This window comes from Blautia sp. AF19-1, from assembly GCF_003479155.1.
GTDB classification, from domain to species: Bacteria; Bacillota; Clostridia; order Lachnospirales; family Lachnospiraceae; genus Fusicatenibacter; species Fusicatenibacter saccharivorans.
The window spans coordinates 53,135-78,295 of the sequence record NZ_QUGQ01000013.1; the positions used below are offsets into that span (position 1 = coordinate 53,135).

Below are 25,161 nucleotides of genomic sequence, written 5' to 3' on the forward strand. Positions count from 1 at the left end.
TTATGAATAATATTGATAAACTCGTGGATTTGGAAAAGAAGATCCAGTATAAATTTCAGGATTTCGGACTGCTGGAGATGGCGATGCGCCATTCTTCCTACGCAAATGAGCACCATATGGAGCGCCTGGAGTGCAACGAGCGTCTGGAGTTCTTAGGAGATGCCGTGCTGGAAGTTGTATCCAGCGAATTTTTATACAAGACATTCCCGCGTCTCCCGGAGGGTGAGATGACGAAAAAGCGCGCCAGTCTCGTCTGCGAACCGGCACTGGCATTCTGTGCCCGTGAGATTGACCTTGGCAGCTTTCTACTCCTTGGAAAGGGCGAGGAGGCAACCGGCGGCCGTCACCGCGATTCCATCGTTTCGGATGCTATGGAGGCAACGATCGGTGCGATTTTCCTGGACGGCGGCTTTGAACCGGCAAAAACGTTCGTTCTGAACTATATCTTAAACGATATCGAACACAAACAGCTTTTCTACGACAGCAAAACGATTCTGCAGGAGCTGATCCAGGGTGAGACGGATGAAGAGATTGTTTACACCATCTTAAAAGAAGAGGGACCGGATCACGACAAGAGCTTCTGGGCACAGGTCAGCGTCGGAAAGAAAGCGCTCGGTACCGGAAAGGGCAGAACGAAAAAAGCGGCAGAACAGGCAGCGGCATACGATGCAATTCTTGCCAGAAAAAAAGCGTAGGTGAATTATGTATCTCAAATCCATTGAAATGCAGGGATTTAAGTCGTTTGCCAACAAAACCATTCTGCAGTTCCACGACGGTATTACCGGCGTTGTAGGGCCGAACGGCAGTGGAAAGAGCAATGTTGGCGATGCGGTGCGCTGGGTGCTCGGCGAACAGAGCGCCAAGCAGCTCCGCGGCGGAAATATGCAGGATGTTATTTTCTCCGGAACCGAGACGAGAAAGCCGCTCGGCTACGCGTCGGTTGCAATTACACTCGACAATTCTGACCACAAGCTGAATGTCGATTTCGAGGAAGTCACGGTGACGAGACGGCTCTACCGCTCCGGTGAGAGCGAGTATCTGATGAATGGTGCATCGTGCCGGTTAAAAGACATCAACGAGCTGTTCTACGATACCGGTATCGGAAAAGAAGGCTATTCCATCATCGGACAGGGTCAGATTGATAAGATCTTAAGTGGTAAGCCGGAAGAGCGCCGGGAGCTGTTTGACGAGGCGGCAGGAATTGTCAAATTCAAGAGAAGGAAGGCCGTGACCGAAAAGAAGCTGGCGGAAGAGCAGCAGAATCTGGTGCGCGTCAACGACATTCTCTCGGAACTGACAAGGCAGTTAGAGCCGCTGGAACGCCAGTCTGAGACGGCAAAGATTTATTTAAAGAAGAAAGAGGAATTAAAAATCCTCGATATCAATATGTTTCTGCTCGAGATGGAGCGCATCCGGAACGATCTCGCGAAAGTAGAAGACCGGTACCGGATTGCAGAAGAGCAGTTAAAGAGCACGAAAGAGGCTTTTGAGCATACGAAGCAGGAGTATGAAAAGCTGGAACAGGAGCAGGAAAAACTGGACCAGACGATTCTTTCTGCGCGCGATCAGGCGGGGGAGAATGCACTGAAACGCCAGCAGCTCGAAAACCAGATCGAGGTGTTGAACGAGCAGATTCATGCATCGGAGAGGAACAGCGACACATTAAGAGAACGTCTGGAGGCGATCCGCGCGGAGAGCCGCACAAAGACGGCAGAAAAAAATACATATCAGGCAGAAAAGGACGGGCTTCATGAAGCACTTCTTGCGTCAGAGACGGAAAAGAGTGAGAAAGAGGCCGCTCTCTCGGAATGCCACGAGCAGATCCAGGCAGTCGAGCTGCAGAGTGAACAGGATAAGAGCGAAGTCATCGGCCTTCTGAACCAGCGGGGTTCCACGAAGGGAAAAATGCAGCGCTACGATGCGATGCTCGAGCAGATCGGCATCCGAAAGGCAGAATTAAGCCAGAGGGTGCTGCATTTAAAGACGAGCGAGTCCGAACAGAACGGGCAGATGGAAGAACTGCAGAACGCGTTTGAAGCGCTCGAAGAGACGGTAAGCAGCCTGAAACAGCAGTACCAGGAGGCAGATCAGAAGATTACCGCGCTGACGGCGGATCTCTCGAACCAGACGAAAGAGATGGAAGCCGGCCAGACCAATTACCACAGAGAAGCGTCAAGGCTCGAATCCTTAAAGAACATCACCGAGCGGTACGACGGCTATGGAAACAGTATTCGGAAGGTCATGGAGCAGAAAGACCGGAATCCCGGCATCCACGGCGTTGTGGCGGATCTTCTGCAGGCGGAGAAAAAGTACGAGACGGCGATCGAGACCGCACTTGGCGGCAGCATTCAGAATATTGTCACCGACAATGAGGCGACGGCGAAATACCTGATTGAATACCTGAAACGGGGCCATTTCGGCCGTGCGACGTTCCTTCCGCTCACCAGTATGCGCGGGAAAAAAACGCAGGTGAATGAGGATGCGGCAAGAGAAACCGGTGTGCTTGGTGTGGCAAATGCACTTGTTTCGTACGACCCGGTGTATGAGGGCCTTGTGGCACAGCTGCTTGGAAGAACGCTGGTGGTCGACACGATCGACCATGCCATTGTGATTCAGCGGAAATACCGTCAGACGCTCCGCATGGTAACCCTCGAGGGCGAGCTCTTGAGCCCGGGCGGTTCCATGACAGGAGGTTCGTTCCGGAACAACAGCAACCTGCTCGGAAGACGGCGTGAGATTGAGGAACTCGAAAAGAGCGTACAGGGTCTTGCGAAGGAACTGCGGGAAATCCAGCAGGAACTTGAAGAGAAGAAAAATAAGCGGAATGAAATCCGTGATCTCCGCACCGAGCTGAATGAAAAACTGCAGCGGCAGTACATCGAGCAGAATACGGTGCGCCTGAATCTGGAAAAAGCGCGCGAGAAAAAGACGGAAATCCGTCTGGATTTTGAAGCGCTTCAGAAGGAGAGTCTCGAGATTGAAAATCAGATCGCCGAGATTGAGCGGAACCGGAAAGTCATCGGTCAGGAAATGCAGGAATCGGTGGAGCGGGAAAGCACGCTGCAGGAGAATATCCAGAAGGCGCAGGAGGCGCTTACAGGGCTTCGCCGCCGGGAAGCAGAATATACGAAGGATCTTGAAGAAATCCGGTTAAATTACGCAAATCTGTCCCAGAAGGATGGATTCCTTGCCCAGAACATCCGCCGTCTTGAGGAAGAGACGGGAAAACTGGAAGCGGAAAGCCGCACCATGCTGGAAAAAGCGGCGGAGGAAAAAGACGATGTCAAAAAGAAACAGCAGGACATCGTGGAGATCCAGAAGACGATTGCAGCAGCAGTGCAGGCAAAAGAAGAGGAAGACCGCCGGATTGTGGAACTGCAGGAGAAAAAAGAAGCATTAAGCGCAGATCACAAAGAATTTTTCGAGAAGCGGGATCAGCTCTCCGACCAGATTTCCCTGATGGACAAAGAGTGCTTCCGTCTGAACAGCCAGAAAGAAAAGCTGGAGGAGACAAAAGAGGCACAGACCTCGTATCTCTGGGAAGAGTACGAAGTGACACCGGGCCACGCAAGAGAGTTCCAGATGGAGGAGATTCCGGAGCGCAGTGAATTAAAGCGGCGTGTGCTGGAAGTAAAAGATGCGATCCGGAAACTTGGCTCTGTCAATGTGAATGCGATTGAGGAGTACAAAGAGATTTCGGAGCGCCACGCATTTCTTGATGCACAGCACACCGATCTTGTCAAAGCGGCAGAGACACTGCAGGGCATCATCGATGAGCTGGATGCAGGTATGCGTAAGCAGTTCACGGAAAAATTCGAGGAGATCCGGAAAGAGTTTGACCGCGTGTTCCGCCAGTTGTTCGGCGGCGGAAAGGGAACGCTGGAGCTCGAGGAGGACACGGATGTACTCGAGGCAGGTATCCGCATCATTTCCCAGCCGCCGGGAAAGAAACTGCAGAATATGATGCAGCTCTCCGGAGGCGAGAAGGCACTGACCGCGATTGCGCTGCTTTTTGCAATCCAGAACTTAAAGCCGTCCCCGTTCTGTTTACTTGACGAGATCGAGGCGGCGCTCGACGATTCCAACGTAACGCGTTTTGCGCAGTATCTGCATAAGCTGACAAAAAATACCCAGTTCATCGTCATCACCCACAGGCGCGGTACGATGACGGCGGCAGACCGTCTGTACGGCATCACGATGCAGGAGAAGGGTGTTTCTACCCTTGTTTCTGTCGATTTGATCGAGGGAGAACTGGACAAATAGAAACGAATAAGATACAATACGAAAGAAGTAAGATAGAAAAGATAAAGGGAGGCGAACGGTATGGCGGAGGAGAAAGTAGGCTTTTTCAAACGTCTTGTCAACGGTCTGACGAAGACCCGAGACAGCATTGTAGCTGGAATTGATTCTATTTTCAGCGGCTATTCCAATATTGATGACGATTTTTATGAGGAGATCGAGGAGATTCTCGTCATGGGAGATATCGGCATCAATACAACGACCAAAATTATTGACCACTTAAAAGAACGGGTGGCAGAAGAGCACATTACCGATCCGGCAGAGTGCAAACAGCTTCTGATCGAGAGCATTAAAAAACAGATGGATGTAGGCGATACAGCCTATGAATTTGAAAACCGGAAATCGGTAGTGCTGGTGATCGGTGTCAATGGAGTCGGAAAAACGACCTCCGTCGGAAAGCTGGCCGGCCTTCTGAAGGATCAGGGCAAAAAGGTTGTTCTTGCGGCAGCAGATACGTTCCGTGCAGCGGCAGGCGAGCAGCTCACGGAGTGGGCGCACCGCGCCGGCGTGGATATCATCGGCGGACAGAACGGAGCAGATCCGGCGTCCATCGTGTACGATGCAGTCGCAGCGGCAAAAGCCAGAAATGCGGATGTGCTGATCTGTGATACGGCAGGAAGACTTCACAACAAGAAGAACCTGATGGAAGAGCTCCACAAGATTTACCGGATTCTGGAAAAAGAGTACCCAGAGGCATACCTGGAAACGCTGGTGGTGCTGGACGGTACCACGGGCCAGAATGCGCTGCAGCAGGCAAGACAGTTTGCAGAAGTGGCAAATGTCACTGGTATCATTCTGACGAAGCTGGACGGAACTGCAAAGGGCGGTATCGCCGTTGCCATCCAGTCCGAGCTTGATATTCCGGTCAAATACATCGGCGTGGGCGAGAGCATCCACGATCTACAGAAATTTGATGCAGACCAGTTTGTAAATGCACTGTTCCATACATCCGAAGAGAATGCTTAAAAAGACAACAAGGAGAAAAGACTATGGCAGAAGAAATGCTGACACTCCCGAAATTTGAGGAAGCGTCTGAAATCGTAAAAAAAGTAACACAGGAGACCAAACTGGTTTACAGCAAATATTTCAGCGAGCAGACGGGAAATAAAGTCTACTTAAAACCGGAAAATATGCAGCTGACCGGCGCCTATAAGCTGCGCGGTGCCTATTACAAAATCAGCACCTTAAGTGAAGAGGAGCGCGCAAAAGGACTGATCACCGCATCTGCAGGAAACCATGCACAGGGCGTTGCGTATGCGGCAAAATGCTACGGTGCAAAGGCTGTCATCGTAATGCCGACTACCACACCGCTCATCAAAGTAGAGCGTACCCAGAGCTACGGCGCTGAGGTTGTTCTGTACGGAGATGTGTACGATGAGGCATGTGCAAAAGCATACGAGCTTGCAGCAGAGCATGGCTATACCTTTATTCACCCGTTCGATGATCTGACCGTTGCAACCGGCCAGGGAACCATCGCTATGGAAGTGATTCAGGAGCTTCCGCTCGTAGATTATATCCTTGTTCCGATCGGAGGAGGCGGACTGGCTACCGGTGTTTCCGCACTGGCAAAGCTGCTGAAACCAAACATCAAAGTCATCGGTGTTGAGCCGTCCGGAGCAGCCTGTATGAAGGCTTCCTTTGAAAAAGGCGAGGTAACGACCGTATCTCCTGTCAGCACAATTGCAGACGGTACTGCAGTACAGACACCGGGATCCAAGATTTTCCCGTATGTAAGACAGAACCTGGACGAGATCATTACTGTGGATGATGATGAGCTGATCGTAGCATTCCTTGATATGGTAGAAAACCACAAGATGATCGTTGAGAACTCCGGTCTTCTGACTGTGGCTGCATTAAAGCATCTGGATGTCAAGGGCAAAAAGATTGTTTCTATCTTAAGCGGCGGAAATATGGACGTCATCACCATGTCTTCCGTGATCCAGAACGGACTGATCCAGAGAGACCGTATCTTTACTGTATCCGTTCTTCTGCCGGATAAACCAGGCGAGCTGGTACGCGTTTCCCAGGTGATTGCAAACGAGAACGGAAACGTCATCAAACTGGACCACAACCAGTTCTTTACAACGAACAGAAGTGCTGCAGTAGAGCTCCGCATCACAATGGAGGCATTCGGCACCGATCACAAGAACCGTATCGTCAAAGCACTGGAAGAGGCTGGTTATACACCGAAGATTGTAAGACCGAACCTGTAAAAACAGAAATTGCAGAGAAAATTCTGAAAAAAAGAAAAATAAAAAATCAGAGGGATCCAGAAAGGAATTTCCTCTGATTTTTTTGAAAGAAAAATAGTTTAGGAAATAAAAAAAAGAGCAGTAGAAATTTTTATCTGGATTTTGTCTGGTCTGATTTTTTTTGAACAGGAAAAAACCCTTGCATGCACAAGGGTTTTCGTTCTGCGGAAGATGGGACTTGAACCCACACGATCGCAATGACCACCAGATCCTTAGTCTGGCCTGTCTGCCAATTCCAGCACTTCCGCATGTTATGTAGTTTTTTGAATTTCATGCGGAAGATGGGACTTGAACCCACACGATCGCAATGACCACCAGATCCTTAGTCTGGCCTGTCTGCCAATTCCAGCACTTCCGCATGTTCTTTAAGTTTTTGTCATCTCGCTGACGACAAGATGTATTATAGCACCAGAGTTGTAAGCCGTCAACACTTTTTTTGAAAAAATTTGAAAAATTTGAAAAATAAAAAAGGAAATCGGAATCGGGCACCGAATATAGGAAATAGGAGGACAATGAAAAGAACTGTTACAGGCATATTACCGGGAAAGAGGTGGTCTTCGTTTGAACTTGAGAGAATCGTTTGAAGAACGGGAATTTCAGGAGCTGAGTCCTTATGCGGCGCACAGCCGGAATTCCAGAGGAAGGGACCGATATGAACCGGAGTGTGACATCCGCACCGTCTACCAGAGAGACCGGGACCGGATTCTCCACTCCAAAGCCTTTCGCAGGATGAAAGACAAAACACAGGTGTTTCTTGCTGCGCAGGGAGATCATTACCGGACCCGCCTGACGCACACACTCGAGGTGTCCCAGATTGCCCGCACGATTGCGCGGGCGCTGAATCTGAATGAGGATCTGACCGAAGCCATTGCGCTCGGCCACGATCTCGGCCACACGCCGTTCGGCCATTCCGGGGAAGCGGCGCTCAATGCGGTGCATCCCGGGGGCTTCCGCCACGCGGAACAGAGCGTCCGTGTCGTGGAGGTTCTGGAAAAGGAAGGACAGGGCCTGAACCTGACCTGGGAAGTGCGGGATGGAATTCTGAACCACCGCACGGCGGGAAAGCCGTCGACCCTGGAGGGACAGGTTGTGCGTCTCTGCGACAAGATCGCCTACATCCACCACGATATGGACGATGCCATCCGTGCCGGCATTTTAAGCGAGGATGACATCCCGATTACGATCCGCGTCGTCCTTGGCGATACATGCCGCGAGCGGCTCAATACGCTGATCCACGACATTGTGGAGCAGAGCCGCGGAACGGAGTATGTGCGCCAGTCGGCGGAGATTGCCGAGGGAATGCGCATGCTGCGGGAGTTGATGTTCGCGAACGTCTACCGCAACCAGGAGGCGAAAAAAGAGGAGGAGAAGGCAAAGAAGATGCTGATTTCCCTCTACACCTACTACCAGGAGCACCCGGAACAGATGTCCCGCGAGTACCGGAATCTGATCGGGTGCGGCGAGGACAAGACACAGGTAGTATGCGATTACATTGCCGGTATGACCGATCAGTATTCCATGCACAAATACGAGGAGCTGTTCGTGCCGAAAGCCTGGGCGGTTTATTAGATACAGGGAGGAAAAAATGCGATATTCCGATGATTTAGTGGAAGAGATTCGTATGAAAAATGACATCGTAGATGTGATATCCGGCTACGTAAAGCTGACAAGAAGAGGAAGCTCTTACTTCGGGCTCTGCCCGTTCCACAATGAGAAGTCCCCTTCCTTTTCCGTCAGCCCAGGAAAGCAGATGTATTACTGCTTCGGATGCGGAGCCGGAGGAAATGTTTTCACATTTTTGATGGAATACGAAAACTTCACGTTTGTGGAAGCCTTGAAATTTCTGGCCGACCGGGCCGGGGTGGAGCTTCCGCAGATGGAGTATTCGAAAGAAGCAAAGGAGCAGGCGGATTTAAAGAATACGCTGCTGGAGATCAATAAGCAGGCGGCGAAATTCTATTATTACCAGCTCCACACCGAGCGCGGAAAGCAGGGCTACGATTACCTGAAGGGGCGCGGCCTTTCGAATGATACGATTCGAAAATTCGGCCTTGGCTATTCAGATAAGTATGGAAGCCTGCTGTACCGTTTCTTAAAAGAAAAAGGGTATGACGATGAAATCCTGCGTCAGTCGGGCCTTTTTCTGGCGGACGAGGTGCATGGCATGCAGGACAAGTTCTGGAACCGTGTCATTTACCCGATCATGGATGCCAACAGCCGTGTCATCGGCTTCGGAGGCCGTGTGATGGGGGATGGAAAGCCGAAATACCTGAATTCGCCGGAGACAAAGATTTTCGATAAGAGCCGCAATCTCTACGGGCTGCATCTGGCGCGCTCTTCACGGAGAAAAAATCTGATTATCTGCGAGGGCTATATGGACGTCATCTCCATGCACCAGGCAGGATTCAATAACGCGGTAGCTTCTCTTGGAACAGCACTCACATCGCTGCAGGCGGGGCTGATGAAACGGTATACCGACGAGGTTCTTGTGATCTATGACAGCGATGAGGCAGGCGTCAAAGCGGCGCTTCGTGCGATTCCGATGCTCAAAGGGGTTGGTCTTACAACGCGTGTCGTCAATTTGAGACCGTATAAGGACCCGGATGAGTTTATCCAGCACGAGGGCTGCGAAGCGTTCGAAAAACGTCTGGAAGAGGCGGAGAACAGCGTTTTGTATGAGATCCGCATGAAGGAACGCGATTTCGACCTTGCCGACCCGCAGGGCAAATCCGATTTCCTGCATGAGGCGGTGCGTCGTCTCGTTGCAATCGAGGATGAGATCGAGCGGAACAGTTATCTTGAGGCAGTGGCAGGAAAATACGGGATTGCCGTCGAAGTACTGCGAAAGCAGGTCGGTCAGATGGCACTATCAGGAGCCGGAAGGACGGAGCGTGTCAAGCCGCGGAATACAGCCGCAAACAAAAAAGAGAAAGAGGGCGGTGTCGAAAAAGCACAGAAGCTGATGCTGACATGGATGACCTCTTATCCGGCGCTCATTGGAAAACTGGAAAAATATATTACGCCGGAGGATTTTACCACACCTCTTTACCGCCAGATTGCAGAGATGATTGTGCTGCAGTATCACGAGGACGGGGTGAATCCGGCAAAGCTTTTGAATCAGTTTGTTGATTCCGAGGAGCAGAAAGAAGTTGCAGGCCTTTTTAATGCCAGAATCCCGCTGGAGACAGAGGAGGAAAAACGGCGCGCGCTGCATGATGTGATCTGCAATATGAAAGAAAACAGCATTGCGTATCAGTCGGCGCATATGAATGTGACCGATATGGCGGCGCTGCAGAAGCTGATGGCGGACAAAAAGAGCCTGGAGCGGTGGAAAGCAGGGGAACTTCCGGATTTCGCTTTTTAAGGAGGCCTGGATACCAAAGAAAAACCCTGGAATCTTCTGTTCTGCGTGTTTAATTTCGCAGGGCAGGGACAGAATATATACAAGCTATGGAAGGATGGACAGTCAATGGAGTTCGATAAAGCAAAATTTATGGAAAAATTAAAAGAGCTGGTAGCATACGGCAAAAAGAAAAAGAGCGTCCTGGAATATCAGGAAATCAACGACTTTTTCCGCGATATGCCGCTGGATGCGGAGCAGATGGAGAAGGTATTTGAATACCTGGAGGCAAGCGGCATCGATGTACTGCGTCTTTCAGACATGACCGAGGATCCAAATGCGGCAGACCGTGATCTTCTCCTTCTGGACGACGATGACATCGATCTTTCTGAAGAAGAAGAGATCGATATGGAGAACATCGACCTTTCCGTTCCGGAAGGCGTCAGCATTGAGGATCCGGTCCGCATGTACTTAAAAGAGATCGGTAAAGTGCCGCTTCTTTCTGCAGAGGAAGAGATTAAGCTGGCACAGAGAATGGAAGAGGGAGATGAGGAAGCAAAAAAACGTCTGGCAGAGGCAAACCTTCGTCTTGTTGTTTCGATTGCAAAACGTTACGTAGGCCGTGGTATGCTGTTTCTGGATCTGATTCAGGAAGGTAACTTAGGTCTTATTAAAGCGGTGGAAAAATTCGACTACCGCAAAGGATACAAATTCTCTACGTATGCAACGTGGTGGATCCGCCAGGCGATCACAAGAGCGATTGCAGACCAGGCGAGAACAATCCGTATTCCGGTTCATATGGTAGAAACGATCAACAAGCTGATCCGCGTTTCCCGTCAGTTACTGCAGGAGTTAGGCCGCGAACCTACGCCGGAAGAGATCGCAGAGGAGATGCACATGTCTGTGGAGCGTGTCCGCGAGATCCTGAAAATTTCCCAGGAGCCGGTTTCTCTTGAGACCCCGATCGGCGAGGAGGAGGACAGCCACCTCGGTGACTTCATCCAGGATGACAATGTGCCGGTACCGGCAGATGCGGCAGCATTCACGATGCTGAAAGAGCAGTTGGAGGATGTCTTAAGCACACTGACCGACCGTGAGCAGAAGGTTCTGCGTCTCCGTTTCGGACTCGATGACGGCCGTGCGAGAACCCTCGAAGAGGTTGGTAAAGAGTTCAACGTTACAAGAGAGCGTATCCGTCAGATTGAGGCGAAAGCGCTTCGAAAGCTCCGCCATCCGAGTCGTTCCAGAAAACTTAAAGATTATCTGGACTAAGTTTTCGGTCAGGAGAAAAGACATGCAGTTATCAAAAAGACTTTCCGCGGTAGCGGAGTTTGTCACCCCGGGCGGCTGCCTGGTCGATGTGGGAACAGATCACGGCTATGTGCCGATTGCGCTGCTGGAACAGAAGAAGATTTCCTCCGCAATCGCCATGGATGTGAACCGCGGACCGCTGGAGCGGGCCAGGGAGCATATTGCGCAGTACCAGATGGGGGACTACATAGAAACAAGACTTTCCGACGGACTCCATGCCCTGCGTGCGGGAGAGGGTGATTCTCTTCTCATCGCGGGCATGGGCGGCGGGCTTACCATAAGAATTTTAAGCGAAGGTGAGCCGCTGCTGTCCGGTTTTCGGGAGCTGATCCTGGAGCCGCAGTCGGATATCGACCGCGTGCGTGCATGGCTTCTGGAACACGGATTTTTCCTTGCACAGGAGAATTTTGTAGAGGAGGATGGAAAATATTATCCGATTCTGCGGGCAGTGCCAGGGGAAAAGGAGAATCTGAAGGCGGAGGAGCTTTTCTATGGACCGCGCCTTCTGGAAAACCAGAATCCGGTGCTGTTGGAATATCTGCAGAAGCAGCAGAACCAGAACAGAATGCTGATCGGCCAGCTCTCTGGCAATCCGGGGGAGAAGGCGACACAGAGGCTTTGTGAATTAAAAGAAAAAGAGGCAATACTGGAATCTGCGCTTGCGCGGTTCCATACGATGTAACGACAGCGTTTTATCATGAGGAGGCGTGTCTGAAAATTTCAGGTTTTATAATTTTCGGGCGCGCCTTCGTTTTTACTTCTGAATTTTCAGAAAGTTTTGCAAAAAGGAGGAATTACAAGTGATTCAGGTAACAATTGATGGAAAGAAATATGAATATCCGGAAAATTGCTCTTATTATGAGATTGCAAAAGATTTTGAGAAAACGATGGATGCTCCGATTGTCCTGGTGAAGGTGGACGGACGGCTGAGGGAGCTGCACAAGCAGCTGAAAAAAGACTGTGAACTGGAATTTGTGACGACGAAGGATGAGATCGGACATAAAACGTATCAGAGAAGTCTTTCCCTTTTGCTGGTCAAAGCAGTATACCATGTGGGCGGCTACGATAAGATCCGTCATGTGATGCTGCATTTTTCGGCGGGTTCGGGCTTTTTCTATACGGTGGACGGCGATATCACGCTGAATCAGGCGTTTTTGGACGAAGTAAAAGCGTATATGCATGAACAGGTGGAAAAGGCGGTGCCGATTTATAAGCGGAGTGTCGATACGCACGAGGCGAGAGAACGGTTCCGGCTGCATGGCATGACGGATAAAGACCGCTTGTTCCGTTACCGCCGTGTCTCCCGTGTGAATCTGTACAGTCTCGGGGATTTTGAAGACTATTATTATGGATTTATGACGTATGATACGAGTTATCTGAAGTATTTTGATCTCTATTTATACGATGACGGCTTTGTGCTGCAGATGCCGGAGAAAAAGGCGCCGGAGACGGTGCCGGCGGCGAATCTCTCCCCGAAGGTGTTCCAGGTGCAGCGGGAATCGGAGCGCTGGGGTGAGCAGATGGGAATTTCCACGGTTGCCGACTTAAATGAACGCATCACGAAGGGCAATATTCAGCAGATGATGCTGATTGCGGAGGCGCTGCAGGAGCAGAAGATTGCGAAGATTGCGGAGCAGATTGCGGAAAGAAAGCAGGTTAAATTTGTGCTGATTGCGGGTCCGTCTTCCTCCGGAAAGACAACGTTCTGCAACCGGCTTTCCATCCAGCTTTCAGCGCATGGTCTGACGCCGCATCCGATCAGCCTTGATAATTACTATGTGAACCGGGTAGATACGCCGCGGGATGAAAACGGCGATTATGATTTTGAATGCCTGGAAGCACTGGATATCGAGCTTTTGAATCGGGATATGACAGCACTTTTGAACGGAGAGCGTGTGGAACTGCCGTATTTTAATTTTAAGACGGGCAAGCGCGAGTACAAGGGGAATTTTATTCAGATGAAGGAGACGGATGTGCTGGTGCTGGAGGGGATTCACGGGCTGAATGAAAAACTGACATGGTCGCTTCCTTCGGAAAGTAAATTCCGGATTTATATCAGTGCGCTGACGCAGATCAATGTGGATGAGCACAACCGGATTCCAACGACGGACGGCCGGCTGATCCGGCGTATGGTGCGTGACAGCCGGACACGGGCGACATCGGCGAAGGAGACGATTGCGATGTGGCCGTCGGTGCGCCGCGGGGAAGATCGTAATATTTTCCCGAATCAGGAGAAGGCGGATGTGATGTTCAATTCAGCGCTGGTGTATGAGCTTTCGGTGCTGAAGCTGTATGCGGAGCCGCTTTTGTTCCAGATTGAGGAGGGAGAGCCGGAGTACCAGGAAGCAAAGCGGCTGCTGAAGTTTTTGGATTATTTTGTCGGAGTGCCGATTGAGGATATTCCAAAGAATTCGATTCTGCGGGAGTTTGTGGGCGGAAGCTGTTTTGATGTATGAGAGGCTGCTTTGCGGGATCTGTGATTTGGGGGATGGACAACAGAGAAAGTTTGTGATATGATTATTAACTGTCTGATGTTCCGTTTTTGACAAAGTAAGATATGTAATCGCGGCTGGCAGGACCGAAAGGGGCCAGGTGAGGAAAGTCCGGGCTTCGCAGGGCAGGATGCCGGATAACGTCCGGCGGAGGCGACTCCAGGGATAGTGCAACAGAGAGATACCGCCAGGTTTTTCCTGGTAAGGGTGGAAAGGCAGTGTAAGAGACTACCGTTTCTCTGGTAACAGAGAAAGCCATGTAAACCCCATCCGAAGCAAGACCGAATAGAAAACGTATATGGCTGCCCGTCATGTTTTCAGGTGGGTCGCTTAAGGGGACTGGCGACAGTTCCATTGGATAGATGATTACACACGACATAACCCGGCTTATCGTTTTGCTTTGCATAAGACGGAAATTCAGGCATCTGGATAAAATAAGTACGCCGGGAACGGACACGAGTGGATTGTGTTTGTTCCCGGCGTACTTATTTTATCCGGCCATCTGGCGCAAGCCGCACATTCCCGCGGACCGCTGCATGGTGTGAAAAAAATGCATGTCATGAAAGAAAAAATAAAGGAGACAGCAGGATGAAAGTGATATTGGCTTCGGGGTCACCCAGAAGAAGAGAGTTGATGGAGATGTTGGGAATACGGTGTAAGGTTCAGGCTTCAGGGGCGGAAGAAGTTGTGACGTCTGCGGAACCGGAGAAGGTTGTGGAGGAGCTTTCACGGCTGAAATGTCTGGATGTTGCGGAGATTACCGAAGGGGATGCCGTTGTGATCGGGGCGGATACGGTTGTGGCTTTTGAAGGGGAGATCCTTGGCAAGCCGAAAGGGATAGAACATGCCAGAAGCATGATGCAGCAGTTGCAGGGAAGGGTGCATCAGGTGTATACTGGAGTTACGATTGCGGTAACAGAGGGGGACGCAAAGCGTGTGGTATCGTTCTGTGACCGTACAGATGTAGAGTTTTATGCGATGACAGAGGAGGAGATAAACGGGTATCTTGCTCTTGAGAAAGAGGGGGAGGCTCCTGTGTGGTCGGATAAGGCTGGAGGATACGGAATTCAGACGGTGTTTGGGACAAAGTTTGTGAAAGGAATCCAGGGAGACTATTATAATGTGATGGGACTGCCGGCGTCCCGGGTTTATCATGAGTTGAAAAATCTGGGCGTTCTGGAATAGAAGGAGGTAAGAGAAGATGAAAAAGTTTTCGGAAATTGAATACGTAAGGCCGGACATGGAGGCAGAGCAGGAAAAAGTAAGAGCGTATACGAAGGCGCTCAAAGAGGCAAAATCATATGAGGAGCTGCGCGGACTTTTTATGGAAGAAAAAACGCGCGAGGATGCCTGGGCGACAATGGCGGAAGTGGCGCAGGTAAGATATACGGTGGACACCAGAGATTCGTTTTATGAAGGAGAGGTTCAGTTCTGGAATGAGACGATTCCGGCGATCCATCTGCTGATACAAAAGGCAGAGAAGGTGATTCTGGAGTCTCCGTTTATCAAAGAGTTTGCAGAGGAGTTCGGGGAATTTTTTGTGAAGAATATGGAGGTTGGCCAAAAATTAGCGGACGACTGTATCGTGGAGGATCTGATCGAAGAGGCGAATCTGACGCAGCAGTACAGTAAAATTACGGCGAATGCTTCGACGGAATTTAAGGGCGAAACGTGTAATTTTTATGGACTGCTGAAGGCGATGCAGAGTACGGACCGCCAGATGCGGAAAGAGGCGATGACGGCATGGGGAGATTTGTATGAAGAGATTTCCGGGGAGCTGGATGCGCTGTATGACAAGATGGTTCCGCTGCGCGATAAAATTGCGAAGAAGCTGGGATTTTCTTCTTACATTGAATTTATTTACCTGAGCTATGGAAGATACGATTATACGGCGGAGGATGTTGCAAAGTTCCGTGCGCAGGTGAAGGAGAAGATTGTACCGCTCTGCCTGGAGCTTCGGAAGGAGCAGGAGAAACGGCTTAGAGTGGACCGGCTGCATTATTACGATGAGGAGCTGATTTTCCCGGAAGGAAATGCGGTTCCGGAAGGAACGACGGAGGAACTGGTTGCGAAGGCGCAGAAGATGTACCATGAGCTGTCGAAAGAGACGGGTGAGTTCTTTGATTTTATGGTGGAGCATGAGCTGTTTGACCTGGAGACGAAGCCGGGAAAACAGACAGGCGGTTACTGCACATTTCTGAATACGTTCAAGGCGCCGTTCATCTTCTCCAACTTTAATGGTACGAGCGCGGACGTTGATGTTCTGACTCATGAGGCGGGCCATGCATTCGAGGCTTATACGGCGGCAAAACAGATTCCGTTTATGGATATGGTATTCCCGACAAGCGAGGTGGCGGAGATTCACTCGATGACAATGGAGCATTTCGCATACCCCTGGATGAATGCATTCTTTGGAGAGAAAGCAGATGATTACCGTTATGCGCACCTGATGAGCGCGCTGGAAGTGATTCCGTACATGGTATGTGTGGATGAGTTCCAGCATAAGGTATTTGAAAATATCGGCATGACGGCCAAGGAGCGCCGTGCGATCTGGCATCAGTTAGAGCTGACCTATATGCCATGGAGAAATTATGACGGCCACAAGTTCCTCGAGGAGGGCGGTTTCTGGATGCAGAAGCAGCATATCTTTGTGAACCCGTTCTATTATATTGATTATGCGCTGGCACAGATCTGTGCTTTCCAGTTCTTTGAGCGTTCCAAAAAAGAGCCGGAAAAGGCGTGGGGCGATTATTACCGTCTCTGCCAGGCAGGCGGAAGCAAGGGATATTTTGCACTGCTGGAGCTGGCCGGACTGAAGAATCCGTTCGTGGATGGAACGGTGGAAGAAGTCGTTGCGGGACTGAAGCCCTATTTAAAACGAAAAGTAAAGTATACGATCCGTCCGGTAAAAGAGGAAGATCTGAAAAAGGTAGCCGAGGTGGAGGCGCTATGTTTCCCGGCTGCCGAGGCGGCAGGTTATGAAGACTTCATGGAGCGGTACAAAACCTGCAAAAACAGCTTTTTTGTAGCGGAAACTGAAGACGGCGAAATCGCAGGCTTCTGCAATGGCTGCTGTGCGGATACCGATTATCTGGCGGATGCACTCTACCATGACGCCACGCTGCACAACCCGGACGGTGATTATCAGATGATTTTCGGACTGGACGTCAATCCGAAGTTCCAGAAACAGGGCATTGGAGAAGCACTGATGCGTCATATGGTAAAAAGCGCAGGAGAGCGTGACAAAAAAGCCGTTGTTCTTACGTGCAAGGATCATATGATTCCATTCTACAAAAGGATCGGATACGAATATATTGAACTTTCCGACTCGACACATGGCGGTGCAAAATGGCATAAGATGATGTACCGTTTCTAAAAAAAAATGGAAAGCAAAAAGGGCAGAACAGGGAGATACGAAATTTCTCTGTTCTGCCTTATTTTTCAAAAAAACAGGGCCCTTAACGAAGGCTTTTTCTCAGTAACGGAGTAAATTTCAGAAAAAAATACAAAAAAATAGTAAAAAAGCAGTTGACATCTAACGTACGTTAGCATATACTAACAACTGAAATAGAGATGAAACTCATTATCATACACAGGAGGTAATTGACTATGCCTTTAACGATGGCAAATCCAGGCGAATGTTACACAATCAGAAAAGTTGGCGGAAAAGAAGAGACCAGAAGATTTCTTGAAAATCTTGGCTTCGTCGTTGGCGGAAACGTGACAGTCGTATCGGAAATCGACGGCAATCTCATCGTGAATGTGAAAGATTCCAGGGTAGCCGTTGGAAAAGATATGGCAGCCAAAATCCTGATTTGATAGGAAAGAAGGAGAGAAGATGAAGACTTTAAAAGAGACTTCCGTAGGAGAAACCGTTAAAGTTGTAAAACTCAACGGTTCCGGTCCGGTCAAAAGAAGAATCATGGATATGGGAATCACCAAGGGTGTTGACGTATTCGTGCGCAAAGTTGCTCCGCTCGGCGATCCGGTCGAAGTAACCGTCAGAGGATACGAATTATCCTTAAGAAAAGCAGATGCCGAAATGATTGAAGTAGAGTAAATTTTTTTGTCTGCTTGTTAGCGGATGCTAACAAAAGCAAGCTGTAGCCAATATTGGTAAGGCTTGTGAAGTTATTAAAATCAGTAAAAATCAAAGAAAGAGGGGCATGGAAAAAATGGCAATTAAGATTGCACTCGCAGGAAACCCGAACTGCGGTAAGACAACATTGTTCAATGCACTGACAGGCTCCAACCAGTTCGTAGGAAACTGGCCAGGTGTAACCGTCGAGAAAAAAGAAGGAAAGCTCAAAGGCCACAAAGATGTCACCATCATGGACCTTCCGGGTATCTATTCTTTATCTCCGTATACACTGGAGGAAGTGGTAGCCAGAAATTACCTGATTAATGAAAGACCAGATGCGATTCTGAACATCGTAGATGGTACCAACATTGAGCGTAACCTGTATCTGTCCACACAGATCATGGAACTTGGTATTCCGGTGATCATGGCTGTCAATATGATGGATATTGTTGAAAAGAACGGAGACAAAATACATATCGACAAACTGGCGAAAAAGCTGGGCTGTGAAGTTGTAACCATCTCTGCGCTGAAAGGAACCGGAATCAAAGAAGCTGCTGATAAAGCAGTGCAGATTGCACAGAAAAAAGGTGCTGCTGTACCGGTTCATGAGTTTGACAAGGATGTGGAGGCAGTCATCCGCACCGTTGAGAGCAAACTCGGAAGTGATATTGTAAATGAGCAGAAACGCTTCTTTGCAATCAAACTTCTGGAGAAAGATGATAAGATCACAGAGCAGATGAAATCCGTTCCGGATGTATCTGCCGAGATCAAACAGCTGGAAGACAAATTTGATGACGATACCGAGAGTATTATTACAAACGAGCGTTACGTTTATATTTCCAGCATCATCGGTGACTGTGTCACAAAGAACAAGAAAAACGCCATGACAACATCGGATAAGATCGACCGGATCGTAACTAACCGCTGGCTGGCACTTCCGATCTTTGCAGTTGTTATGTGGGTTGTATATTATGTATCTGTCACAACAGTAGGTACTTTTGTAACGGACTGGACCAACGATGTACTCTTTGGAGAGATCATTCCGCCGGCCATTGAAAATCTGCTGAACGCGATCCACTGCGCTGACTGGCTGCAGGGTCTGATCCTGGATGGTATTGTTGCCGGTGTTGGTGCCGTACTTGGATTCGTACCGCAGATGCTGGTACTGTTCCTGTTCCTGGCATTTCTGGAGTCCTGCGGTTACATGGCGCGTGTTGCATTCATCATGGACCGTATCTTCCGTAAATTTGGACTTTCCGGAAAATCCTTCATTCCGATGCTGATCGGAAGTGGTTGCGGTGTTCCTGGTATCATGGCTTCCCGTACCATCGAGAATGACCGTGACCGTAAAATGACCATCATGACAACAACGTTTGTACCTTGTGGAGCAAAACTTCCAATCATCGCCCTGATCGCAGGCGCTCTGTTTAATGGAGCTTCCTGGGTTGCACCAAGTGCTTACTTCGTTGGTATCGCAGCAATCATCTGCTCCGGTATCATCCTGAAAAAAACAAAACTGTTCGCTGGCGATCCGGCTCCGTTTGTTATGGAGCTTCCGGCTTACCACTGGCCGACGGTAAGCAACGTTCTCCGCAGCATGTGGGAGCGTGGCTGGTCTTTCATCAAAAAAGCCGGTACGATCATCCTGATGTCTACCATCGTTCTGTGGTTCCTGATGAACTTCGGATGGGTTGACGGATCCTTCGGAATGCTGGAAGCTGAGCAGTTAAATGACAGTATCCTGGCTTCCATCGGAAGCGTGATCGCTCCTCTGTTTGCACCTCTTGGATGGGGCGACTGGAAGATGGCTGTTGCAGCTGTTTCCGGATTGATCGCAAAAGAGAACGTTGTTGGTACCTTCGGTATCCTGTTCGGCTTTGGTGAAGTTGCAGAAGACGGTGCCGAGATCTGGGGACAGCTCGCAGGAAGCTTATCTACGGTAGCAGCTTATTCCTTCCTGGTATTCAACCTTCTGTGCGCACCGTGCTTCGCAGCAATGGGTGCAATCAAACGTGAGATGAACAATACCAAATGGTTTTTTACTGCAATCGGATATCAGACACTGCTTGCCTATGTTGTATCCCTGTGCATTTATCAGATCGGTAACCTGTTCATCGGCGGCGGTTTTGGAATCGGAACGGTAGTTGCTGTTCTGCTCATCATTGGATTTGTATATCTGCTGGTAAGACCTTACAAAGAGAGCGCAACTCTGAGCGTTTCCACCAACAAAATGTTCAGCAAATAATTGCTGTGACAGATAGAGAACATGTATCTGATGAAGAGTCCGTATCCGGCATCCGCTGCAGGATGCGGACTCTTTTGAAAAGAAAGGAGTTGTTTCTATGGGAACTTTTATCACACTTGTAGTCGTTGTTGGTCTGGTAGGACTTGCAGTACGCAGTATGATTAAAGATAAAAAAAGTGGCAAGGGAAGCTGTGGTGGTAACTGCGGGCAGTGCAAGGGACATTGCGACTGACAGGACAGGAATCATCATCAGGAGGTAGAACGTATGCCGCAGGAACAGACAAAGCATGAAGCCAGAAATTATCACAGAACACAGATGAAGCGAGAACTGATTATTCAGAAGCTCCGGGAACAGGGATGCAGAATAACCAGACAGAGACGGATTCTGCTCGATATTATCCTGGAAGAGGAGTGCTCCTGCTGTAAAGAAATTTACTATAAAGCTCTGCAGAAAGACAGCAGCATCGGGCCTGCTACGGTGTATCGCATGGTGAATACACTGGAGAGCATCGGTGCAATCAGCCGCAAAAATTTTTACAAGATTGCCTGTGGAGAAGAATGCTTCAAAGATCAGGGCTGTACCGTAGAACTGAGCGATCATACCATCTGCCGCTTAAGCGGAGAGATGTGGATGGACGTGATGAAATCCGGACTGAAGGCAAAGGGCTATATTCAGAATCAGGATATTGAAAATGTGATTGTTTCAGCGGTGGAAGGCTGAAAAACGGGGAAAACGGGTGAAAATTCCTTCCGTTTTCCCTGTTTTAATGAAAATAATTATCAAAAAGAACTGTACGTATTGTCTAACCGAGCAGGTGAGTGCTATACTGTGAACCACAGCGGGGGAAGATGTAAAATTCAGGAAAAATTTATTTTAACAATAGGAGGAAATGTAATATGACAATCAAAGATTTAAAACATCCAGGACTTTTCGCAGCAGGAGTATTATTCGGAACAGCAGGTATCAAAGCACTGTCCAGCAAGGATGCGAAAAAACTTTACACCAACTGCACCGCAGCTGTTCTTCGTGCAAAGAAAGTTGTTATGGATACGGTAACGACCATCCAGGAGAATGCGGAGGACATCTATGCTGACGCAAAACAGATCAACGAAGAGCGTGAAGCAGCAGAAGAGGCAGTAGAGGATGTAGCTGAAGAGACAGCAGAGGAAGCTGTTGAAGCAGAAGCAGAGGATACGGTTGAGGCATAAGCTGTACACAGCAACATCTGATTTACGTCGTATTCATACGGAAAAAACAAAACGCCTGCAGAATTCTCTGCAGGTGTTTTTCTAGGAGGCATAAGATTTGAAATTTTATATTAAACACGAAAGCAGAGGCAGAATCCGAATCCATCTGGCACAGAAGCGCATGTCCTCCGTACAGGCAGAGACACTGCTGTACTATCTGCAGAATCAGAACCAGGTATCTTTCGCGAAGGTATATGACAGAACCGGCGATGCCGTGATCTGTTACGAGGGAGAACGAGCCGCTGTGATTCGGATGATACAGCTCTTCCACTACGAGGAAGTAGAGCTGCCGACCGGACTGCTTGAGAGCTCCGGCAGAGCGTTAAACAACGAATATCAGGAAAAGCTGATCAGCAAAGTGATTTACCACTTTGGAAGAAAATGGCTTCTTCCGGCACCGATCCGTGCCATCTATACTACGGTTGTTTCCGTAAAATATATCTGGAAAGGAATCCAGACACTGGCACAGGGAAAGATCGAAGTTCCGGTTCTTGATGCAACCGCAATCGGTGTTTCGATGCTCCGCGGCGACTATGGAACCGCAGGCTCTGTCATGTTCCTGCTCGGCGTAGGAGAGCTGCTTGAGGAATGGACGCATAAAAAATCCGTCGGAGATCTGGCACGCAGCATGTCGCTGAACGTCGGAAAGGTATGGCTGAAAAAAGACGGCCAGGAAATTCTCGTTCCGTCTGAAAAAATTGTTGCGGGCGACGAGATTGTCGTACATATGGGAAATCTGATTCCATTCGACGGCGAGGTATCCAACGGCGAGGGTATGGTAAACCAGGCTTCTCTGACCGGAGAATCTGTTCCGGTACGCCGTACCTTAGGTTCCGTTGTCTATGCGGGAACGGTTCTTGAGGAGGGCGAGCTTACCATTCTTGTGAAGCAGACCGGCGGATCCAGCCGTTACGAGAAGATTACCGCGATGATCGAAGAGTCCGAGAAACTGAAATCCGGACTGGAGAGCAAGGCAGAGCATCTGGCAGACCGTCTTGTACCGTATTCCCTTGGCGGAACGGCGTTGACGTATCTTCTGACCAGAAATGCAACGAAAGCACTTTCTATTCTGATGGTAGACTTCTCCTGCGCGTTAAAACTTGCCATGCCTATTTCCGTTCTCTCTGCAATCCGCGAGGCAAACCAGCACAAGATCACCGTAAAGGGCGGTAAATTCCTGGAGGCTGTGGCGGAAGCGGATACGATCGTTTTCGATAAGACCGGAACACTGACAAAAGCGCAGCCGACCGTAGCAGAGGTGGTATCCTTCAGCGAAACAAAGAGCCCGGATGAGCTTCTGCGCATCGCAGCCTGCCTGGAAGAGCATTTTCCGCATTCCATGGCAAAAGCCGTAGTAGACGCGGCAAAAGAGAAATATCTGGATCACGAGGAGATGCACTCCAAAGTAGAATATATCGTTGCACACGGTATTTCTACAACGATCAATGGCGAAAAAGCGATTATTGGAAGTTATCACTTCGTATTTGAGGATGAGAACAGTATCATTCCGGAAGGAATGGAAGAGAAGTTCCGTCATCTGCCGGAGGAGTATTCTCATCTCTATCTTGCCTTAGAAGGTGTACTTGCAGCAGTTATCTGCATTGAGGATCCGCTTCGTCCGGAGGCGGCCGAAATTATCCGTCAGCTGAAAAAAGCAGGTCTGAAAAAGATCGTCATGATGACCGGAGACAGCGAGCGCACGGCAAAAGCGATCGCGAAGAAGGTCGGCGTGGACGAGTACTATGCTGAGGTACTGCCGGAGGATAAGGCAAACTTTGTGGAGAAAGAAAAAGCAGAGGGACGTAAAGTCATTATGATCGGTGACGGTATTAACGATTCACCGGCACTTTCTGCCGCAGACGTTGGAATCGCCATCAGCGAGGGCGCAGAGATTGCGCGTGAGATCGCGGATATCACCGTTGCCGCAGACGATCTGGCAGAAATTCTGGTGCTTCGTATGCTGAGCAACCGTCTGATGAAACGGATTCATAAGAATTACCGCTTTATCGTTACGTTCAATGCCGGACTGATTCTGCTCGGCGTGGGCGGCATTTTACAGCCAACCACTTCCGCACTGCTTCACAATACATCTACTCTTTACATTGGCTTAAAGAGTATGGGTAACCTGCTGGACGAGCCGGTATAAAAAACAGAACAGAATAGCAACGGGAAAGCCGCTGGAGTCTTCTTCTTAAGATTCCAGCGGCTTTTTAACAAAAGCAGGGAAAGTCTCTGCTTCCATTGCGAATATTCTTTCACCAGTGTGATGTGAAAAAGAAAATGATACAATTTTCTCAAGAAAAGCCGGAAAAATTTGCAGGATATCCTTGACAAAATCCGACAAAAACGGTATGATATACCCAACAGTTAGATGTAGCTAACTAAAGTACAACGGATAAAACCAAAAATTATACGGGATCCCGGTAGATGGATTCTTTCTTAAAACACAGGAGTTAGAATAAACTAATTTCAAGTAGCATAAGATAACAACAGAAAGGCAGGTAGAGAAGATGAGTGTCGTAATTATCGGTGGAAATGAAAGAATGGTGTGTCAATATACAGATATCTGTAAAGACTATGGATGTAAAGCAAAGGTGTTCCCGAAAGAGCATGGCTCCGTTAAGAAAAAAATTGGGAATCCGGATCTGATGATTCTCTTTACCAACACCGTATCCCACAAAATGGTCATCACTGCTTCCCAGGAAGCAAAGAAAAACAATATTCCGATCGCAAGAATCCATACCAGCAGTGCCACCGCACTTCGCTCGGTATTAGATGAGCACTGCGCAGCAGCAATGTAAGAAGGAGACGTAAAAGGCATGATTGAGAGATTTCTGATCGAACACTGTTCGGCAACGCTGGCTTCCATCAAAGCCGCAAATTTATGTAATATGACATTTTCATCCAAAGAAGAACTGGAAGATCAGATTTCATACTGGAGTGCCTGTCTGGAACCAAAAGGAATTCACATCTTTGTATTGCGGGAGCATGAGACGAGAGCACTGGTCTATGTGTACCGTGAAGGGCTTCTCCAGAAGGAGCTGGAAAATCCGGAGAATGCAGCGTTTTTAAAATCCTATGGATATGAAAATACAGACATTGCCTATGCACTGAATCGCCTGAAAACCCGGGTAGTAGAGTGTAAAGAAGGATTTCCGCATGAGATCGGTGTGTTTCTCAACTATCCGCTCGGTGATGTGATCGGTTTTATTGAGAACAAAGGCCACAATTATAAATGCAAGGGATGCTGGAAGGTCTATTGCAATGAGTGCGAAACACAGAAAACATTTCAGCGCTATCAGAAATGCAGAAACGTGTATCTGCGTCTCTGGAAGCAGGGAAGAAGCGTTTTACAGCTCACCGTAGCTGTTTAACATAAAATCCTGCATACCATAAAAAGGGCAGTAGGATCGGGGAAAGAAAAATCCCCCGGAATCAGAAAATAAAGAAAGAAGGATTTGAAACATGAGCAAAGTAGCAGTAGTTTATTGGAGTGGAACCGGCAACACAGAAATGATGGCACAGAAAGTAGCAGAGGGAGCAAAAGAGGCAGGCGCAGAAGTTTCTGTTCTGACTTGCGCAGATTTCTCTGCGGATGATGTAGATGCATACGATGCAATCGCTTTCGGATGCCCGGCTATGGGGGCAGAAGAGCTGGAAGATACCGAGTTCGAGCCAATGTTCTCCGCATGTGAATCCAAACTCTCCGGAAAGAAAATCGCTCTGTTCGGTTCCTATGGATGGGGAGACGGCGAGTGGATGCGCACCTGGGAAGAAAGCTGCAAAAATGATGGCGCCGAGCTGGTATGCGACAGCGTGATCTGCGCAGACGCGCCAGATGATGAAGCTGAGGCAGCATGCATTGCACTTGGAAAAGCACTCTGCTAAGCATA

21 protein-coding genes, 2 tRNA genes and 1 other RNA gene are annotated in these 25,161 nt (G+C 49.1%); 22 read left to right on the forward strand and 2 right to left on the reverse strand.

The annotated features are described in order from the left end of the window. The first annotated feature begins 2 nt into the window (after positions 1-2). Genes rnc through ilvA form a run of 4 tightly spaced genes read left to right on the forward strand, consistent with a single transcriptional unit; the run spans position 3 to position 6,512 of the window. Complete coding sequence (rnc, locus tag DWX26_RS10100) at positions 3-695, forward strand: ribonuclease III (protein WP_055218876.1); 693 nt, start codon at positions 3-5, stop codon at positions 693-695. A gap of 7 nt (positions 696-702) precedes the next feature. Continuing rightward, positions 703-4,263, forward strand: coding sequence for a chromosome segregation protein SMC (gene smc, locus DWX26_RS10105; RefSeq protein WP_118601361.1), 3,561 nt, complete (start codon positions 703-705; stop codon positions 4,261-4,263). A gap of 60 nt (positions 4,264-4,323) precedes the next feature. Continuing rightward, positions 4,324-5,265: a signal recognition particle-docking protein FtsY gene (ftsY, locus tag DWX26_RS10110; RefSeq protein WP_022462735.1), complete on the forward strand. Its 942-nt coding sequence runs from the start codon at positions 4,324-4,326 to the stop codon at positions 5,263-5,265. Positions 5,266-5,300: 35 nt separating this feature from the next. Beyond that, the gene (gene ilvA / locus DWX26_RS10115) at positions 5,301-6,512 is read left to right on the forward strand and encodes a threonine ammonia-lyase (RefSeq protein WP_118601378.1); all 1,212 of its coding nucleotides are present in this window, start codon (positions 5,301-5,303) and stop codon (positions 6,510-6,512) included. A gap of 202 nt (positions 6,513-6,714) precedes the next feature. On the opposite strand, the gene DWX26_RS10120 is transcribed toward ilvA, so the two are convergent. Both DWX26_RS10120 and DWX26_RS10125 read right to left on the reverse strand, forming a co-directional pair. After that, a tRNA-Leu gene (locus DWX26_RS10120) sits at positions 6,715-6,799 on the reverse strand. A 25-nt stretch (positions 6,800-6,824) separates the two neighbouring features. Beyond that, positions 6,825-6,909 (reverse strand) — tRNA-Leu (locus tag DWX26_RS10125). Positions 6,910-7,112: 203 nt separating this feature from the next. Here DWX26_RS10125 and DWX26_RS10130 point away from each other — a divergent pair. The 18 genes from DWX26_RS10130 to DWX26_RS10215 all read left to right on the forward strand — a co-directional run bounded on the left by DWX26_RS10130 (position 7,113) and on the right by DWX26_RS10215 (position 25,156). Continuing rightward, on the forward strand, positions 7,113-8,120 hold the full coding sequence (locus tag DWX26_RS10130) for a deoxyguanosinetriphosphate triphosphohydrolase (protein ID WP_118601362.1): 1,008 nt from the start codon (positions 7,113-7,115) through the stop codon (positions 8,118-8,120). Positions 8,121-8,136: 16 nt separating this feature from the next. Further along, complete coding sequence (gene dnaG, locus DWX26_RS10135) at positions 8,137-9,915, forward strand: DNA primase (protein ID WP_118601363.1); 1,779 nt, start codon at positions 8,137-8,139, stop codon at positions 9,913-9,915. A 105-nt stretch (positions 9,916-10,020) separates the two neighbouring features. Further along, positions 10,021-11,163 carry an RNA polymerase sigma factor RpoD gene (rpoD, locus tag DWX26_RS10140; RefSeq protein WP_022462739.1) on the forward strand — a complete coding sequence of 381 codons (1,143 nt, stop codon included), beginning with the start codon at positions 10,021-10,023 and terminating at the stop codon, positions 11,161-11,163. 22 nt (positions 11,164-11,185) lie between these two features. After that, the gene (locus tag DWX26_RS10145) at positions 11,186-11,884 is read left to right on the forward strand and encodes a tRNA (adenine(22)-N(1))-methyltransferase (protein ID WP_118601364.1); all 699 of its coding nucleotides are present in this window, start codon (positions 11,186-11,188) and stop codon (positions 11,882-11,884) included. A gap of 118 nt (positions 11,885-12,002) precedes the next feature. Next, positions 12,003-13,658: a nucleoside kinase gene (locus DWX26_RS10150; protein ID WP_242998460.1), complete on the forward strand. Its 1,656-nt coding sequence runs from the start codon at positions 12,003-12,005 to the stop codon at positions 13,656-13,658. 91 nt (positions 13,659-13,749) lie between these two features. Then, an RNA gene (gene rnpB, locus DWX26_RS10155) (RNase P RNA component class A) lies at positions 13,750-14,100 on the forward strand. A gap of 182 nt (positions 14,101-14,282) precedes the next feature. Then, positions 14,283-14,879 (forward strand): Maf family protein, encoded by a 597-nt coding sequence (locus DWX26_RS10160; protein WP_117510305.1) that lies wholly within the window; start codon positions 14,283-14,285, stop codon positions 14,877-14,879. 16 nt (positions 14,880-14,895) lie between these two features. Beyond that, entirely contained in the window at positions 14,896-17,070 is a 2,175-nt protein-coding gene (locus tag DWX26_RS10165; RefSeq protein ID WP_118601365.1) for a M3 family oligoendopeptidase, read from the forward strand. Between the two features lie 233 nt (positions 17,071-17,303). Beyond that, positions 17,304-17,513, forward strand: a complete 210-nt coding sequence (locus DWX26_RS10170; RefSeq protein ID WP_022462744.1) for a FeoA family protein — start codon at positions 17,304-17,306, stop codon at positions 17,511-17,513. Between the two features lie 19 nt (positions 17,514-17,532). After that, a complete protein-coding gene (locus DWX26_RS10175; RefSeq protein ID WP_022462745.1) occupies positions 17,533-17,754 on the forward strand; it encodes a FeoA family protein in 222 nt (73 codons plus the stop codon). Positions 17,755-17,869: 115 nt separating this feature from the next. Then, positions 17,870-20,020 carry a ferrous iron transport protein B gene (feoB, locus tag DWX26_RS10180; protein ID WP_022462746.1) on the forward strand — a complete coding sequence of 717 codons (2,151 nt, stop codon included), beginning with the start codon at positions 17,870-17,872 and terminating at the stop codon, positions 20,018-20,020. A 97-nt stretch (positions 20,021-20,117) separates the two neighbouring features. Further along, complete coding sequence (locus DWX26_RS10185) at positions 20,118-20,252, forward strand: FeoB-associated Cys-rich membrane protein (protein WP_022462747.1); 135 nt, start codon at positions 20,118-20,120, stop codon at positions 20,250-20,252. A 33-nt stretch (positions 20,253-20,285) separates the two neighbouring features. Further along, positions 20,286-20,741 (forward strand): transcriptional repressor, encoded by a 456-nt coding sequence (locus tag DWX26_RS10190; RefSeq protein WP_022462748.1) that lies wholly within the window; start codon positions 20,286-20,288, stop codon positions 20,739-20,741. 176 nt (positions 20,742-20,917) lie between these two features. Next, positions 20,918-21,229, forward strand: coding sequence for a DUF6110 family protein (locus DWX26_RS10195; RefSeq protein WP_022462749.1), 312 nt, complete (start codon positions 20,918-20,920; stop codon positions 21,227-21,229). Between the two features lie 97 nt (positions 21,230-21,326). Further along, positions 21,327-23,414 (forward strand): heavy metal translocating P-type ATPase, encoded by a 2,088-nt coding sequence (locus DWX26_RS10200; protein WP_118601366.1) that lies wholly within the window; start codon positions 21,327-21,329, stop codon positions 23,412-23,414. 364 nt (positions 23,415-23,778) lie between these two features. Next, entirely contained in the window at positions 23,779-24,069 is a 291-nt protein-coding gene (locus tag DWX26_RS10205; RefSeq protein WP_022462751.1) for a DUF2325 domain-containing protein, read from the forward strand. A gap of 18 nt (positions 24,070-24,087) precedes the next feature. Next, positions 24,088-24,642: a DUF3793 family protein gene (locus DWX26_RS10210; RefSeq protein WP_118601367.1), complete on the forward strand. Its 555-nt coding sequence runs from the start codon at positions 24,088-24,090 to the stop codon at positions 24,640-24,642. Between the two features lie 91 nt (positions 24,643-24,733). Continuing rightward, on the forward strand, positions 24,734-25,156 hold the full coding sequence (locus DWX26_RS10215) for a flavodoxin (RefSeq protein WP_022462753.1): 423 nt from the start codon (positions 24,734-24,736) through the stop codon (positions 25,154-25,156). Positions 25,157-25,161 lie beyond the last annotated feature (5 nt).

Bases quoted from the DNA above. Each gene is read 5' to 3' on its own strand.
- rnc (WP_055218876.1), top strand. From the start codon at position 3: ATGAATAATATTGATAAACTCGTGGATTTGGAAAAGAAGATCCAGTAT.
- smc (WP_118601361.1), top strand. From the start codon at position 703: ATGTATCTCAAATCCATTGAAATGCAGGGATTTAAGTCGTTTGCCAAC.
- ftsY (WP_022462735.1), top strand. From the start codon at position 4,324: ATGGCGGAGGAGAAAGTAGGCTTTTTCAAACGTCTTGTCAACGGTCTG.
- ilvA (WP_118601378.1), top strand. From the start codon at position 5,301: ATGCTGACACTCCCGAAATTTGAGGAAGCGTCTGAAATCGTAAAAAAA.
- dnaG (WP_118601363.1), top strand. From the start codon at position 8,137: ATGCGATATTCCGATGATTTAGTGGAAGAGATTCGTATGAAAAATGAC.
- rpoD (WP_022462739.1), top strand. From the start codon at position 10,021: ATGGAGTTCGATAAAGCAAAATTTATGGAAAAATTAAAAGAGCTGGTA.
- DWX26_RS10145 (WP_118601364.1), top strand. From the start codon at position 11,186: ATGCAGTTATCAAAAAGACTTTCCGCGGTAGCGGAGTTTGTCACCCCG.
- DWX26_RS10160 (WP_117510305.1), top strand. From the start codon at position 14,283: ATGAAAGTGATATTGGCTTCGGGGTCACCCAGAAGAAGAGAGTTGATG.
- DWX26_RS10165 (WP_118601365.1), top strand. From the start codon at position 14,896: ATGAAAAAGTTTTCGGAAATTGAATACGTAAGGCCGGACATGGAGGCA.
- DWX26_RS10170 (WP_022462744.1), top strand. From the start codon at position 17,304: ATGCCTTTAACGATGGCAAATCCAGGCGAATGTTACACAATCAGAAAA.
- DWX26_RS10175 (WP_022462745.1), top strand. From the start codon at position 17,533: ATGAAGACTTTAAAAGAGACTTCCGTAGGAGAAACCGTTAAAGTTGTA.
- feoB (WP_022462746.1), top strand. From the start codon at position 17,870: ATGGCAATTAAGATTGCACTCGCAGGAAACCCGAACTGCGGTAAGACA.
- DWX26_RS10185 (WP_022462747.1), top strand. From the start codon at position 20,118: ATGGGAACTTTTATCACACTTGTAGTCGTTGTTGGTCTGGTAGGACTT.
- DWX26_RS10190 (WP_022462748.1), top strand. From the start codon at position 20,286: ATGCCGCAGGAACAGACAAAGCATGAAGCCAGAAATTATCACAGAACA.
- DWX26_RS10195 (WP_022462749.1), top strand. From the start codon at position 20,918: ATGACAATCAAAGATTTAAAACATCCAGGACTTTTCGCAGCAGGAGTA.
- DWX26_RS10205 (WP_022462751.1), top strand. From the start codon at position 23,779: ATGAGTGTCGTAATTATCGGTGGAAATGAAAGAATGGTGTGTCAATAT.
- DWX26_RS10210 (WP_118601367.1), top strand. From the start codon at position 24,088: ATGATTGAGAGATTTCTGATCGAACACTGTTCGGCAACGCTGGCTTCC.
- DWX26_RS10215 (WP_022462753.1), top strand. From the start codon at position 24,734: ATGAGCAAAGTAGCAGTAGTTTATTGGAGTGGAACCGGCAACACAGAA.